This is a genomic window from Spirosoma gilvum (assembly GCF_054776815.1).
Map to the genome: position 1 here is coordinate 190,581 of NZ_BAAHBH010000011.1, position 14,478 is coordinate 205,058.

The window sequence follows — 14,478 nt, forward strand, 5'->3', positions numbered from 1 at the left end:
TAGATCGAAACGGTGAATATGGTGGTTATGTTGAGTGAAAATCCTTAATAATTTAGTAATGTAACTTTATAGAACGTAAACATTTAAAAATTGTGTTTTTTGAAGGATTTTGTCTATAGATTTTAATATGGTGGTACTTTTTTAAGACATACCTCTTTTGGAAGCTTAAAAAAATTAGCATATTTGTCTCTTAATTGAGAAGACATCGGATCGATGAATACTCACCACTGCTAACCAAACAAACACTTCTATGTCTAAAAAACTACTGCAATTTCGAGCGGCATTTGTGCTAATCGGCAGTATTCTATTGGCTGTGCTCGGCGGGAGCGTAGCCAGGGCGCAGGTAACTACTTCCGTGATCAGCGGACAAATTACCGACGATAAAGGTGGTCCATTGCCTGGGGCTACTGTCGTTGCCGTTCACGAACCGTCGGGAAGCCGGTATGGTACCACGACGAACGCATCGGGCCGGTATACACTCCCTGGTGTTCGGGTGGGTGGTCCTTTCAAAATTACCGCTACCTATGTTGGATTTAAAGATCAGGTCGTTGAAGGTGTATTCACAAACCTGGGTACCGCTGCTGACGTAAATTTCAAAATGCTTGACAACAGCACCGCCCTATCGGAGGTTGTTGTAAGTGGCAACCGGAACGATATCATCAGTTCGAACCGTACGGGGGCAGCTGCTTCCTATGGTCGCGCATTGATCAATACAGTTCCAACATTGGGTCGAACCATCAATGACATTACCAAATACAATGCATATGGTAACGGTCAGTCGTTTGGTGGTCAGGATTCTCGCTTTAACAACATCACAATTGATGGTGCTGTGTTCAATAATGGATTTGGTTTGGGTAGCTCGGCTATTGCTGGTGGCCGTACAGGGACAACAGCAGTTTCATTAGACGCACTGGACGAAATTCAGTTGAACGTTGCTCCGTTCGATGTTCGTCAGACCGGTTTTGCTGGTGCCAGCATCAACGCCGTAACGCGCTCAGGTACGAACGATTTTTCAGGTTCAGCTTACTATCTGTGGCGGAATAACGGTCTGGTTGGTAAAAAAGCGGATGATCGTGATCTGCCCCCAGTTAACATCAGTCAGAATACCTTAGGATTGCGGTTAGGTGGTCCAATCATCAAAAACAAACTGTTCTTCTTCGTAAATCTCGAGCAATATAAGAGCAGCCAGCCAGCTTTGGATTGGGTTATCAACCGGGGTGGAAGTACATCGGGTAACGTGTCGCGGGTGACACAGGCCGACATGGACGATTTGAGTGGCTTCATGAAGACCAACTTCAATTTCGACCTTGGTGCTTACGATAACTTCAACAACGAAGTGAAAAGTACGAAAGGGCTGATCCGTCTTGATTACAACATCAACGATAATCACAAACTTTCGGTACGTTACTCGCATCACAATTCTGAGTCTGGTCAGATCATCAGCAACAGTAACAGTAGTAACACAGCTGGTAATGGTAACCGGACAAACTCGTCATTAGCTGTTTCTGCCGAAAACACTGGCTACATTATTGCTGACAACACCCGTTCGTTTGCGGCTGAGTTGAACTCAACGTTCAGCGGTAAATTTGCCAACAAACTGGTAGCTACGTATAACTATCAGAATGAAGACCGTACTTACAAAACGGGTATTTTCCCAACGGTCGACATTTTGAAAGACGGTACAACCTACACGACCGTTGGTTTCGATCCGTTTACCCCGAACAACAAACTGAACTATTCGACCCTGAATATTACGGATAACTTCAGCTATTTCGCTGGTAAACATACGCTTACCCTGGGTCTGTCGTACGAGAAATATACCTCAAATAACGTATTCTTCCCGGCTTCGAATGGTGTGTATGTATACAACTCGATTGCTGATTTTAAAGCCGCAGCACTGGCTTCGATCAGTAACCCAAACAGCACAACATCGCCTGTTGCAGTAGCTCGTTATAACCTGCGTTATTCATTGTTGCCAGGTGGTGCTGAGCCATTACAAACGTTGCACAGAAGCACCTATAGTGCTTATATTCAGGATGAATTCCAGGTCAACCCGAATTTTAAACTGACAGCAGGTGTTCGTGCCGATATCTTTGCCTACGACAATTCAACAGCTAAAGATTTCAATAACCCCGTTGTGGCTGGTCTTACGTTCAAGGATGAGAACAACGCCGATTATAAAGTTACTACCGGTTCGTTCCCCAAAGCACGTTTGTTAGTATCTCCCCGGATTGGCTTTAACTGGGATGTAAAAGGCGATAAGCGGACACAGATTCGTGGTGGTAGTGGTCTTTTTGTATCACGTATCCCTGAGGTGTTGGTATCGAACCAGTTAGGTAATAATGGTGTAAATACAGCTCTGATCACGGCGACTAACTCCACCGCTTATCCATTTGTGACTGACCCAAGCAAATTGCCTGCGGCTGTACGTCCTGACCCAACACAAACGGATATTACCAAACTGACCCCGTATGTTATCAACGCAACGGACCAGAATCTGAAATATCCCCTTGTCTGGAAAACGAACATCGCCATTGACCAGCGCCTGCCATGGGGCTTGATCGGTACCCTCGAATTTATCTACAATAAAACATTGTATGGTCTGCGCTACATCGATGCTAACCTGAAGGCTCCAGATCGTGTACTGAGTGGCTCTGATACTCGGAATCGCTTCCCTGCATCGGGTGTGACGGGGTCGCAAGGGCCAGCCACCAGCCCAATTAACCAGGCTCGCTTCTATAATACAGCTATCACAAACGCCTTTATCCTGAAAAACTCGACTCAGGGTGATGCCTACACGTTCACGGCTAAATTGGAAAAGCCTGTACAGAATGGTTTTGGTGGAATGCTGGCCTGGACCTACGGTCTGGCCCGCGACATTCAGTCAGTAGGTAGTACGGTTGTAGCAAACGTACCAACCGTTCAAGGTCAGAACTACCTGGGCCTTTCGTTTGGCGATAACGACCTTCGTCATCGTGTAATTGGTTATCTGAACTATCGCCTGAACTATGGTGGTAAATTTGGTGGAGCAACTACCTTCACGCTGGGTGGTCAATACACGACTGGTTACAAAACTAACCTGGTTGTTGGTGGTGACCTGAATGGGGATGGCCAAACAACGAACGATCTTCTCTACATTCCGAAGAGCGCTTCTGAGTTGACGTTCAGCGCGCTGACAGTAGGCTCAGGTGCATCAGCTACTGTTTATTCGCCCGAACAGCAACAGGCTGCTTTCGATAAATACATCGAAAATAATGAGTACCTGAAGAGCCGTCGTGGGCAATATGTTGAGCGGAACGGCGTGTTCTCACCCGATCTGCTCCGTTTCGACTTCACGGTTATGCAGGAGTTTTATATCGCTGTGGGTGCCAAAGGAACCAAGCACACACTCCAATTCCGGGCTGACATCCTGAACGTGGGTAACCTGTTGAACAACAAATCGGGTGTAGGCTGGACGACAACGTCTACACAGCCTCTGTCGCTGGCTAGCGTGAGTGCTGCTGGTGTACCAACATACCGCTTAGGTACCCAGTCGGTGAATGGCCAAACGGTTCTGTTGCAGGACGTATTCACCAAGAGCATTACGGTGGATAACGTATGGCAGGCTCAGTTGGGCGTTCGATACTCGTTCTAATTCGATTACTATTCCTGATAAAAATCCCCCGACACAACTGTGCGGGGGATTTTTTGTTGTTGTAGATTTAGGCAATGAAAACGTCTTTTTTACTTTTCCTGATCTGTTTTATTGGCCTTGAAAGCATAGCACAACGGGTTAACCGATTTCGGGATAGCCAAACGATTGATGCCTACTTTCGGCTGAAATCAGATCGCAAGCACCCGCTTATATTAGCCCATCGGGGTGGGCCGGGGCCAACGGATACTGAAAATTCCATTACAACCTTCGATAAGACAGCAACGTTACTTCCTGATGCTATTATCGAAATGGACGTACGTTTGACGCGCGATAGCGGCTATGTGTTGTTACATGATCCTACACTGGATCGAGAATCCAATGCCAAAGGAGCTGTAGCCGACTGGACACTGGCCGATTTGAAAAAAGTTAGGCTCAAAACTCTGGTTGGCGAACTCACTGACCAGCAGATTCCCACGTTTTCTGACATACTGAACTGGAATAAAAACCAATATGTACTAGCGCTCGATGTAAAGCCGGGTACTGATCCGCTACGAGTAATGAAGGGAGTGGAAAAGCATCAGGCCATCCATTCGGTTTTTGTGATTTGTTACTCAGTAGCCGAAGCACAGCGTGTACGAGATCGATATCCAACACTCTGGCTGGCCGTTGGTGTAAATAGTATGGCTGATCTGGATCGTTTTGAAAAAACACCGTTAGCCACATCAGGCCGGTTAATTGCGCTGACCCCACAAAAACTCCAACCCACATCCTTTTACGAACGGTTGCATAAGCTCAACATACCCTGCTCGGTTGGAACATACGGCACTGGCCAACTGGACGAAAAAGCAATGTCTGAAGCCGAGTCAGGCTATCAGGAGATAGTTAATCAGGGGGGCGATATTATTACAACCGACCGGCCATCGGCTGTAGATGCCTTATTTAAATAGCCCATCGATCATTATGCATGTTCTTCGTCAATTAATTGCCTGGCTTCTGATCATGCTGCCTGGCTGGGTAGGTGCACAACAGGTGGGCAAGCCGCTTCCGATTTGGCAGGAAGGGCAACTTGATATTCATCACATCAATACCGGACAGGGAAATTCAACCTTTATCGTTTTTCCAGAAGGCACTACGTTGCTGATTGATGCAGGCGCCATCAATTCGATGGACTGGCGAACGAATAAGCCTCGCCACATTCCGACCTGGCCCAGCAACGAACGGCAGGCTGGTGAATGGATCGCCCGGTATGTACGAAACGTGTTACGTTTTCAACGAAATCCTGTTATCGATTATGCTATTGTCACCCATTTCCACGACGATCATATGGGTACGCCACTCAATGTGGCCAAACGCTTAGCAGGGGGGTATACAGTAGCGGGTATTACAGAAGTAGCTGAATACATACCTATTCATAAAATACTGGATCGGAGATGGCCTGATTACTCGTATCCGCGTTCGATGGAAGCTGATTCGATGGTTGTCAATTACCGTCGGTTTTTGACCTGGCAGCAGCGCCATAAAGAATTGATTGTTGAGCGATTTCAGGCCGGTAGAGCCGATCAAATCGTTTCGGTGAAACCAGCATCAGTACGCCAGAAATACCCCTTTGTCGTGCAGAATTTAATGGTCAATGGCGAATTGTGGACAGGCAAAGGTACTCAAACGAAGTCGCTGTTCCCGGATGTAAGCACGCTCAAACCCGCGGAGTATCCGAACGAAAACATGTGCAGTATTGCGCTCCAGATTCGATACGGTACGTTCGACTACTTTTCAGGGGCCGATTTGCAGGGGGTACTTCAGTTTGGGGCTCCAGCCTGGCATGATGTTGAAACGCCCATTGCTCAGGTGGCAGGTCCGGTCGATGTTCAGCTCGTCGATCACCATGGATATCCGGATTCGCAAAATGGCACCCTGTTGTCAAGCTTACGCCCACGGGTGCTGGTCCTGCCTGCCTGGGCCTCTTCACACCCTGGTCGTGATGTCCTCGAACGGCTTTTTTCTGACCAATTTTACAAGGACGAACGGGATGTATTTGCCATCCATCTACTACCCGAAGCTAAAACCGCCATCGGTGACTTGTTGCCCCGCCTGAAAAGCGAATCAGGGCACATAGTTATTCGCGTTGATAAAGGAGGGAAAACCTATCGTGTGCTGGTGCTGGACGACCTGAACGAATCACTCACGGTGAAAGCCGTTCATGGTCCTTATCAGGCCCGATAAGTTTCTGTTAATCAACTGGTTTTATTGATAAAAAACGAACTGTTTGCAAATCGGGAATCTGATTCCCGATTTGCAAACAGTTCGTTTTTTCGATTTATGACAGATACGCACACGCTACTGTACTTACCTGGCAAACGCTGGCGAATTTTAGCGGATAGTTTTGCTTAACGGACTTCTTTGTTAGCCGGAATATTTTTCAGTAACTCAACACCGGCCTGATAGCCCTGTACAATCATTCTACTAATGTCGTCGGAGGTGAATTTCATCAGGTTAAGGTAAAGCGGTTCGGTAGGGCGGATAACCGTCAGGTTCAACGTTCGGCCATGCAGTCGCTCCCGCTCGGCAAAGCGTTCGGCCCAGGCAATGTCGTTGTTGACCAACTGGTTGACGGTAATGTCTTTCACCCGATCCATCAGATTCAGCAGATTTCGGTAGTTGAACTTCTCGTTATAAATTTTACGGGCATGACAGGCCACACAGGCAATGTCGGTTGCTCCATCTTCAATTGCTACCCGCAGAGGAGCTACTTCGCGTAATCCCCCATCCAGAAAAGCCCGTCGATGATCACCGCCAATCTGGACGGCAGGCATCAGAAAGGGTAGCGAACTGCTCGCATAGACGTATTCCAGAAAATTAGGATCACTGGCGTCAGCATAGTACATATCCCCCTGAATGATGTCGACGGCACCCACTTTTACCTTCACCGGCCCATTCCGAATCGCTTCCATATCGACATGGCTTCGAATCAGGTTCTGGATGGGCGAGTTGTCCAGTAAACCATCGAAACGGCTCATAATGGTGTTGTAGCCCATCCGAAACCGTGATCGAATAACGGCCACATCATCGGGCTTGGTAATATTCCGTATCCAGAATTCAATGAGTTGTTTCCCTACTTTCTTCCAGTCGACCTGGCCGGTTTCAGCCTGTTGGCGAGCGGCTTCATTGGCAATAAAGGTTGAATTGAGACTCCCCACCGAAATGCCATAGAGTTGATCCGGTACAAAACCCGATTCAAAAAGAGCCATAACCGCTCCAACCTGAAAGGCTCCTTTTAGTGACCCTCCGCCCAGTACAAGGGCACGCATAGGTGATTGATTTGTGGGCAGAATAGCCTCAGGTTTAGGAACTGGCGGGGTAGGATTATCAATCATGAAGCAGTTTCCGATCGGATTTAAATGGTGGTAAGTTTATGCTTTTGAATTAATAATCAAAACGAATTGGGCTATCGATAGTTGCGAGAATGGGAGTGTTTTTCAAAATGCCTTTTCGGCGTCTGCGCTTTCCTTACTAATATTGCCAGAAATTTAGTCGATAGCCGATCGTCGACAGTCGTCCGCCAATAATAAGGAGAATAGGGTAGTTGCCGATTTCTCACTATTGACTGATGGCTAACGACTATCGACTGACGACTATCGACTCCAATATGTCTCTTACCGTCGCTGATATACAAGCTCCAATTGCTGCCGAAATGGAATTGTTCGAGCAGAAATTCAGGAAGCAAATGAAAAGCGATGTGATGCTTCTGGATCAAATCACGAAATACATTGTCAAGCGGAAAGGCAAACAACTGCGTCCGATGTTCGTATTTCTGATGGCGGGTGTTTGCGGACAAATTACCGAATCAACCTACCGAGGGGCTTCACTGATCGAACTATGTCATACTGCATCACTGGTTCACGATGATGTGGTCGATGAATCGAATTACCGGCGAGGTTTTTTTTCAATCAACGCACTCTGGAAAAATAAGGTGGCCGTTCTGGTTGGCGATTATCTGTTGACCCGAGGATTGTTTCTGGCCATCGACAATAATGACCACGACTTGTTGCGTATAGTAACCATGGCCGTTCGGGAACTGAGTGAGGGCGAACTACTTCAGATCGAAAAAGCGCGTCGACTGGACATTACAGAGGATGTTTACTACGAAATTATCCGTCAGAAAACGGCTTCGCTGATTGCCGCCTGTTGTGCCGTAGGAGCCTGCTCTGCCGGAACCGACCCGACAACTGTTGAACAGGCTCGCGTATTTGGCGAAAAGGTCGGGATTGCTTTCCAGATCAAAGATGATCTATTCGATTATGGAACGGCCGAAGTAGGAAAGCCGCTGGGCATCGACATTAAGGAAAAAAAGATGACTCTTCCCCTGATTTATGCTCTGAATAAGGCTGGGTTTATGGAGAAACGGCGGATCATCAACATCATCAAAAATGAAAGCGATAATCCGAAAAAAGTGGCCGAGGTGATTGCCTTTGTAAAAAATTCAGGTGGAATCGAATATGCCACGCAGGCCATGAACAAGTATGTCACCGAAGCCCAAACCCTCCTAAATGCGTTTCCCGACTCAGTTTATCGAAAATCCCTGCATCAATTGGTTCAGTACACGATTGACCGGAGTAAATAATAGTATTAGGAGCGAGAAGTGAGGAGTGAGAATGGCTGACGCAAAAGCAATAGAATGCGTCAGCCATTCTCACTCCTCACTTCTCGCTCCTAATACTATTACTGGAGCTTGTTTTCTCCTCAAAAATGCGATGGAAATCAGGGCTTTCGGTTCTCATCCACTTGTCCCAGAAAGTAAAATAAAGGCCATAGTTAAAACGAAACTGCGTATGGTGGAGGCTATGATGAGTAGCTCCTATTAACCAGCGCCCTAGCCAGTGATGGTCAAAGTTTTTAGGATAAATCTCCGTATTCAGATGATTGACCGCACTCGACAGAGTCATAATGATTAGAATCAGCCCGACCGCAGTGATGTGTAGGGGGATTACGAAAGTTAAGGCTGGTATGATGATGGCTTGTAAGGTACTCTCGATCGGGTGAAATGAAAAGGCCGTCCAGGGCGATGTCGTGATACTGTCGTGATGTGTTTTATGGACCCATCGATACACACCCGGCTGGTGCATCCATCGGTGTAGCCAATAGTAATACGTTTCGTGAATGAACAACACCAGTAAAATGCTAACTGGGTACCAGATCAGCGAATAAGCATTTATATCCGTATAAATTTTTGTATAACCTGCCTGATAGGCCAGCATCACGCCCATAGCAATCGCTGTAAAAATCAAGGACGTAATGGCCGACCAGCCGATTTCGCGCCAGTCCTGCCCCACTTTACGAGGGCGTAACTGCACTTCACGATGGGCAAACTGATCCTTCATCGATACCTTAAATAGCCACCAGAATGCAACTGAAAACAGTACATACCGGCCAAAAACAGCGATGAAAAACAGGAGTGCTGTCAGCCAGAAAGTAGCAGGTCCGGTAATTTGAATCATACGAGAGAAAGGGGGTTATGGCTTACGGTCTTCGGTTTACGACGAACTGGCACAGGAACGGCCAACGCACGGACGTACCGTAAACTGAAAACCGTAAGCCATAACCCTCTGCTTTTGTTTTGTACATTTGCACAATGTTACTTTAACGATCAACGAAACGGCTCTATGCGCCTGATTATTTCTGCTTTTCTAATCCCTTTGGTGGCATTAATGGCTGCTGCCCAACCCCGGCAACAGCCCGTCGCAACTTCTAAATCTACTGCTGGACAATCACAGGCCCGACCTAAACTGGTCGTTGGTATTGTCGTTGACCAGATGCGTTACGATTACCTGTATCGATACTACAACAAATTTGGCACGGGTGGGTTCCGACGTATGATGGACGGTGGATTCAATGCCCGCAACAACCACTATCATTATGCAGCTACGTATACAGGGCCTGGTCATGCTGCCATTTATACGGGGTCTGCCCCAGCCTTGAATGGTATTGTTGGTAATGATTTCTACGAACGGAATATCGGGCGTTTACTCTATTGTGCCGAAGATACAACTGTAAGCACGGTTGGCAATACGGGAACTGCCGGTAAAATGTCACCCCGAAACTTACTGGTAACGACTATTGGCGATCAACTTAAATTAGCTACCGATGGTCGGGCCAAAGTAGTCGGGATTGCATTGAAAGATCGGGGGGCAATCCTGCCCGCAGGGCATTCGGCTAATGCCGCCTACTGGTTCGATTCGAAAGATGGCAACTTCATCAGCAGTACGTTTTATCAAAATGAACTACCAAAGTGGGTACAGGATTTTAATGCCCGTAAGCTAGGAGATCAATTTCTGACTCAGAAATGGGAGCCTACCCTTGCCATGAATCAGTACACCGAAAGTACCGTTGATGATAAGCCGTATGAAACTTCGATGCCTGGCGAAACAAAAGCTGTTTTCCCGCACGAATTTGCCGTTCAGACGGGGGGCAGTAAGTATGAAGTGCTTCGTACCAGCCCTTATGGCGACCAGATCACAAAAGAATTTGCGCTGGCTGCGCTGAAAGGTGAACAGTTGGGACAACATGACGTAACGGATATGCTGTGCCTGAGCTTTTCCTCGCCCGATTATATCGGTCACGCTTTTGGTACTCATGCCGTCGAAACCGAAGACAACTACATCCGGCTTGATCGGCAATTGGCTGATATTTTTTCTCAGTTAGATGCGACAGTTGGCCAGGGGCAATGGGTTGCGTTTCTATCGGCCGACCATGGAGTTGTCGATGTTCCTGGATTCCTTCAAGAGTACCGTATTCCGGCTGGGGTAAGAAGTTATGGCGAGATAGGCGAAACCGTGAAAGCAACGCTTGAAAAAGCGTATGGTCCGGGTCAGTGGATGCTATCGTATATCAACCAGCAGGTGTATCTGAATCATGCCTTACTAACAGAAAAGAAAATCGCTATTCAGCAAGTGTACGAGCTTCTGCGGGCAACACTCTTAAAGCAGAAAGCGGTTGTCAATGTAATTAATCTGCATAACCTGGGTGCTGAGGCACTGCCATTATTACAGGAAAATCTGTTCCGCAATGTCTATCATCCAAACCGTAGTGGCGATTTTTATGTGATGCAGCCACCGGGCTGGCTGGAAGGTCGCTTGAAAGGCACTACGCATGGCACCACCTATGCCTATGACACCCACGTCCCCTTTTTGCTCTACGGCTGGGGCATCAAACCCGGTCAAACCCTTCGCCGGACCCATATTCATGACATTGCGCCAACCATCACGGCCCTGCTAAAGCTACTCGAACCCAACGGATGCATTGGCAATCCAGTGGAGGAAGCATTAAAGTAATGTATGATGTATGATGTATGATGTATAATGTAGGATGTAAGGTTTTTACATACATCCTACATTATACATCATACATTATACATCACAAAACTTACTTCCTTAAACCCAAAATACCTCATCTGCCCATCGACGGCTATGGCCAGACGGCCGGTAGTGTCTACGCCAACAATGGTTCCCCGAAATAGTTGGCCTTCGCTTTCGAATGAATGTTCTTCCTGATAGCGGTAGAGAATTTGTAAGTAGTTGATCTTGAGCGTATCACGTTGGCCTGCGCGCAGTTGAATATAACGCTGTTCCAGCGTTTCGCATAGTCGGCTGAGAAGGCCCGGTAGGTCATAATCGTTTGGAAGTGGAGACTGTAGCTGAAGAGACGTCGCCGTAGTGTAGCCAAATTCATTTTGGTTGATATTGAGGCCCATACCAACAATCGACCATTCGATAGTGTAGCCGTGTAAAATATTTTCAATAAGTATTCCGCCTAATTTCTGGTTTCCAACGTATATATCATTGGGCCATTTGATCCGAAGGGCGTCACCTATAAGGGGCTGAAGTGTGTCGTAAATGCCGAGCGATATGGCGATGTTTAACCAGAATTGTTCGCTGGCAGATAAAAAAGTGGGCCGTAGGATAGCTGAAACGGTTAGATTCTGTCCTGCTTTGGCTTCCCATTGATTACCACGCTGTCCGCGCCCGGCTGTTTGATGATCAGTTATGACAAGGGTACCTTCGGCCGGGTCAGTTTGAGCAATCAAAGCAGACGCTTCGTCGTTAGTAGACTGACAGCTTGGCAGATATTGGATTATTTGTCCAAGAAAAAGCGTTTTGGGATAGATTTTGTACAAAATATTGTATAGTTTAGTAGTAGAGCTAATGAATGGTGCTCTGGGCAGATTGCCCTTAAGGCAAGGTACCCGCTGATTAGTGTGGCAATGTTAAACCGAAAGCATGAGAATAAACAACAATAAAGAGTATACCGCCGAGCAAATTCGTGACTTCGTGGTTCGGGGGATGCAGGAAAAAAAAGCGCAGGACATCGTAGTTATGGACCTTCGCAACGTTAAAAATGCCATCTGTGATTACTTTGTGATATGCTCGGGTAATTCCGACACGCAGATTGATGCCATCTCAACGTCTATTGAAGAGGAAGTGTATAAAGCCAGCCAGCAAGACCCTTGGCACAAAGAGGGAAAAATGAACCGAGAGTGGATTCTGCTGGATTATGTTGATGTGGTTGCCCATGTCTTTAAAAAAGAGCGTCGTGCTTTTTATGATCTTGAGCAACTTTGGGGTGATGCCGAAATTCACGTAGTGGAAGATAACGTATTAACTCCAGCGTCGTAAACTATAAAAGGCCTGATCGGAAATCCTTGATTTTAGGCCGTTTATCGGTCTGTTTAACCGTCTGTCCTAACCGAATAACGAAAGAAACATTCACTTGTAAAACGGTGTTATTTTTTGAAATCCGTTTTGTATAACCTGAGAAATGGCAGAAAACAATAATAGAAATCCGTTAGTACCCCGTGGTGGTCCACGTAAGCCCAATTTTCAGGGTTGGATTGTTGCATTGCTCATTGCCGCCATCCTTGGCATTACGTTCTTTAACAAAAGCTCATCAACACAAGAAACCACCCAAAAGCGGTTTGAGCGAATGGTTAAGGAGCATGAAGTGGCTGAGGTGATTGTGGTCAATGACAAAGTTGCGGAGGTGACCCTTACCCCACAGGCTGCACAAAGCCCCAAATACCGAAACCTGTTTGCGGACAAGCCTTATTTTGGATCCAACCGAGGTCCACATTTTCAATTCCAGATCGCTTCGGGTGAAACCTTTAAAAAGGATCTGGATGCGTTGCAGCAAGGCGTGCCAGACACAGAAAAGGTTGACTATAAATTTGAACAACGTAGCGACTTTGGCAGCATCATCAGCACCTGGGGTTTCCTGATTGTTATGATCCTGGCGATGTATTTCCTGCTCGGACGTATGTCGGGTGCCGGTGGCCCTGGTGGGCAGATTTTCAACATTGGTAAATCGAAAGCCGCTTTATTCGATGCCGATAACAAAGTGAAAATCACCTTCAATGATGTAGCGGGTCTGGACGAAGCGAAAGAAGAGATCAAAGAAATCGTTGATTATCTGAAGAATCCAACCAAGTTTACGAAACTGGGTGCGAAGATTCCAAAAGGCGCTTTGCTGATTGGCCCTCCTGGTACGGGTAAAACCTTGTTGGCGAAGGCTGTAGCTGGCGAAGCTGGCGTGCCCTTCTTCTCATTGTCGGGTTCTGACTTCGTTGAAATGTTTGTTGGGGTAGGGGCTGCCCGTGTGCGTGACCTGTTCAAGCAAGCTAAGGAAAAAGCACCCTGTATCATTTTTATCGACGAAATTGACGCTGTTGGTCGCTCACGCGGACGTGGCTCAATGCCTGGCGCTAACGATGAACGTGAAAACACGCTGAACTCGCTTCTTGTTGAAATGGACGGGTTTGCAACCGATTCGGGTATTATTATCCTGGCTGCTACGAACCGCCCTGACGTTCTCGACTCTGCTCTGCAACGTCCGGGCCGTTTCGACCGTCAGATCAGCATCGATAAACCCGATATTATCGGCCGTGAAGCTATTTTCCGGGTACACCTGAAGCCAATCAAGCTGGCTCCTGATGTTGATCCGAAAGAACTGGCTGCTCAAACGCCCGGCTTTGCTGGTGCCGAAATCGCCAACGTGTGTAATGAAGCCGCCCTGATTGCGGCTCGTAGCGATAAGGAAGCCGTCGACATGAAGGACTTCCAGGATGCGATGGACCGGGTGATCGGTGGTCTGGAGAAGAAGAATAAAATTATCTCGCCCGAAGAAAAAGAAATTGTTGCCTATCACGAAGCGGGTCACGCGGTAGCAGGCTGGTTCCTTGAACATGCCGATCCACTCGTGAAAGTGACGATTGTACCGCGTGGGGTAGCGGCTCTGGGTTATGCGCAGTATCTCCCTCGTGAACAATACCTGTACCGAACCGAACAGCTTATGGACGAAATGTGCATGGCGTTGGGTGGCCGGGCTGCCGAGGATCTTATTTTCGGTAAAGTGTCGACTGGTGCACTGAGCGATCTGGAACGGATCACCAAACTGGCGTACAGCATGGTGACCATGTATGGCATGAACGATAAAATCGGTAATGTATCATTCTACGATTCAAAACAGTCGGATTATTCGTTCAACAAGCCGTATTCGGAAGAGACCGCCAAGCATATTGACGAAGAGGTCCGTAAGATTGTTGATCAGGCTTATACGCGCACCAAAGGTCTGCTGACCGATAAACGAGAAGCATTGGAGGTGATTGCCAAAGAATTGCTTGAGAAAGAGATTTTGTATCAGAATGATCTGGTTCGTTTGATTGGTAAGCGCCCATTTGAGCGGGAAACTGTTTATCAGGCTTATAAGAATAAGGGTATGGCTGAAGAAGTGAAAGAGGAAATCGGCAAAGAGTCGAAACCCGCTGAAACCGAACCAGAATCGTTGCCTATTTAAGTAAA

General features: G+C 47.1%; 10 protein-coding genes. 7 read left to right on the forward strand and 3 right to left on the reverse strand.

The annotated features are described in order from the left end of the window. Positions 1-250 precede the first annotated feature (250 nt). The 3 genes from ACYVFD_RS26645 to ACYVFD_RS26655 all read left to right on the forward strand — a co-directional run bounded on the left by ACYVFD_RS26645 (position 251) and on the right by ACYVFD_RS26655 (position 5,854). Positions 251-3,634, forward strand: coding sequence for a TonB-dependent receptor (locus ACYVFD_RS26645; protein WP_461093562.1), 3,384 nt, complete (start codon positions 251-253; stop codon positions 3,632-3,634). Positions 3,635-3,708: 74 nt separating this feature from the next. Then, the gene (locus ACYVFD_RS26650; RefSeq protein WP_461093563.1) at positions 3,709-4,581 is read left to right on the forward strand and encodes a glycerophosphodiester phosphodiesterase family protein; all 873 of its coding nucleotides are present in this window, start codon (positions 3,709-3,711) and stop codon (positions 4,579-4,581) included. Then, entirely contained in the window at positions 4,565-5,854 is a 1,290-nt protein-coding gene (locus ACYVFD_RS26655) for a ComEC/Rec2 family competence protein (protein ID WP_461093565.1), read from the forward strand. The genes ACYVFD_RS26650 and ACYVFD_RS26655 overlap by 17 nt, the downstream gene beginning before the upstream one ends. 164 nt (positions 5,855-6,018) lie before the next feature. On the opposite strand, the gene ACYVFD_RS26660 is transcribed toward ACYVFD_RS26655, so the two are convergent. After that, positions 6,019-7,005 carry a patatin-like phospholipase family protein gene (locus ACYVFD_RS26660; RefSeq protein WP_461093566.1) on the reverse strand — a complete coding sequence of 329 codons (987 nt, stop codon included), beginning with the start codon at positions 7,003-7,005 and terminating at the stop codon, positions 6,019-6,021. A gap of 272 nt (positions 7,006-7,277) precedes the next feature. On the opposite strand from ACYVFD_RS26660, the gene ACYVFD_RS26665 reads away from it, so the two are divergent. Further along, positions 7,278-8,252, forward strand: coding sequence for a polyprenyl synthetase family protein (locus ACYVFD_RS26665; protein ID WP_461093677.1), 975 nt, complete (start codon positions 7,278-7,280; stop codon positions 8,250-8,252). A gap of 76 nt (positions 8,253-8,328) precedes the next feature. Here ACYVFD_RS26665 and ACYVFD_RS26670 read toward each other — a convergent pair whose 3' ends face one another. Continuing rightward, positions 8,329-9,126: a sterol desaturase family protein gene (locus tag ACYVFD_RS26670; RefSeq protein ID WP_461093567.1), complete on the reverse strand. Its 798-nt coding sequence runs from the start codon at positions 9,124-9,126 to the stop codon at positions 8,329-8,331. A gap of 165 nt (positions 9,127-9,291) precedes the next feature. Here ACYVFD_RS26670 and pafA point away from each other — a divergent pair, with 165 nt between their 5' ends. Continuing rightward, positions 9,292-10,959 (forward strand): alkaline phosphatase PafA, encoded by a 1,668-nt coding sequence (pafA, locus tag ACYVFD_RS26675; RefSeq protein WP_461093568.1) that lies wholly within the window; start codon positions 9,292-9,294, stop codon positions 10,957-10,959. Positions 10,960-11,027: 68 nt separating this feature from the next. On the opposite strand, the gene ACYVFD_RS26680 is transcribed toward pafA, so the two are convergent. Then, positions 11,028-11,801 (reverse strand): biotin--[acetyl-CoA-carboxylase] ligase, encoded by a 774-nt coding sequence (locus tag ACYVFD_RS26680; RefSeq protein ID WP_461093569.1) that lies wholly within the window; start codon positions 11,799-11,801, stop codon positions 11,028-11,030. A 103-nt stretch (positions 11,802-11,904) separates the two neighbouring features. On the opposite strand from ACYVFD_RS26680, the gene rsfS reads away from it, so the two are divergent. Further along, on the forward strand, positions 11,905-12,300 hold the full coding sequence (gene rsfS / locus ACYVFD_RS26685) for a ribosome silencing factor (protein ID WP_461093570.1): 396 nt from the start codon (positions 11,905-11,907) through the stop codon (positions 12,298-12,300). Between the two features lie 142 nt (positions 12,301-12,442). Further along, the gene (ftsH, locus tag ACYVFD_RS26690) at positions 12,443-14,473 is read left to right on the forward strand and encodes an ATP-dependent zinc metalloprotease FtsH (protein ID WP_461093571.1); all 2,031 of its coding nucleotides are present in this window, start codon (positions 12,443-12,445) and stop codon (positions 14,471-14,473) included. Positions 14,474-14,478: the final 5 nt, after the last annotated feature.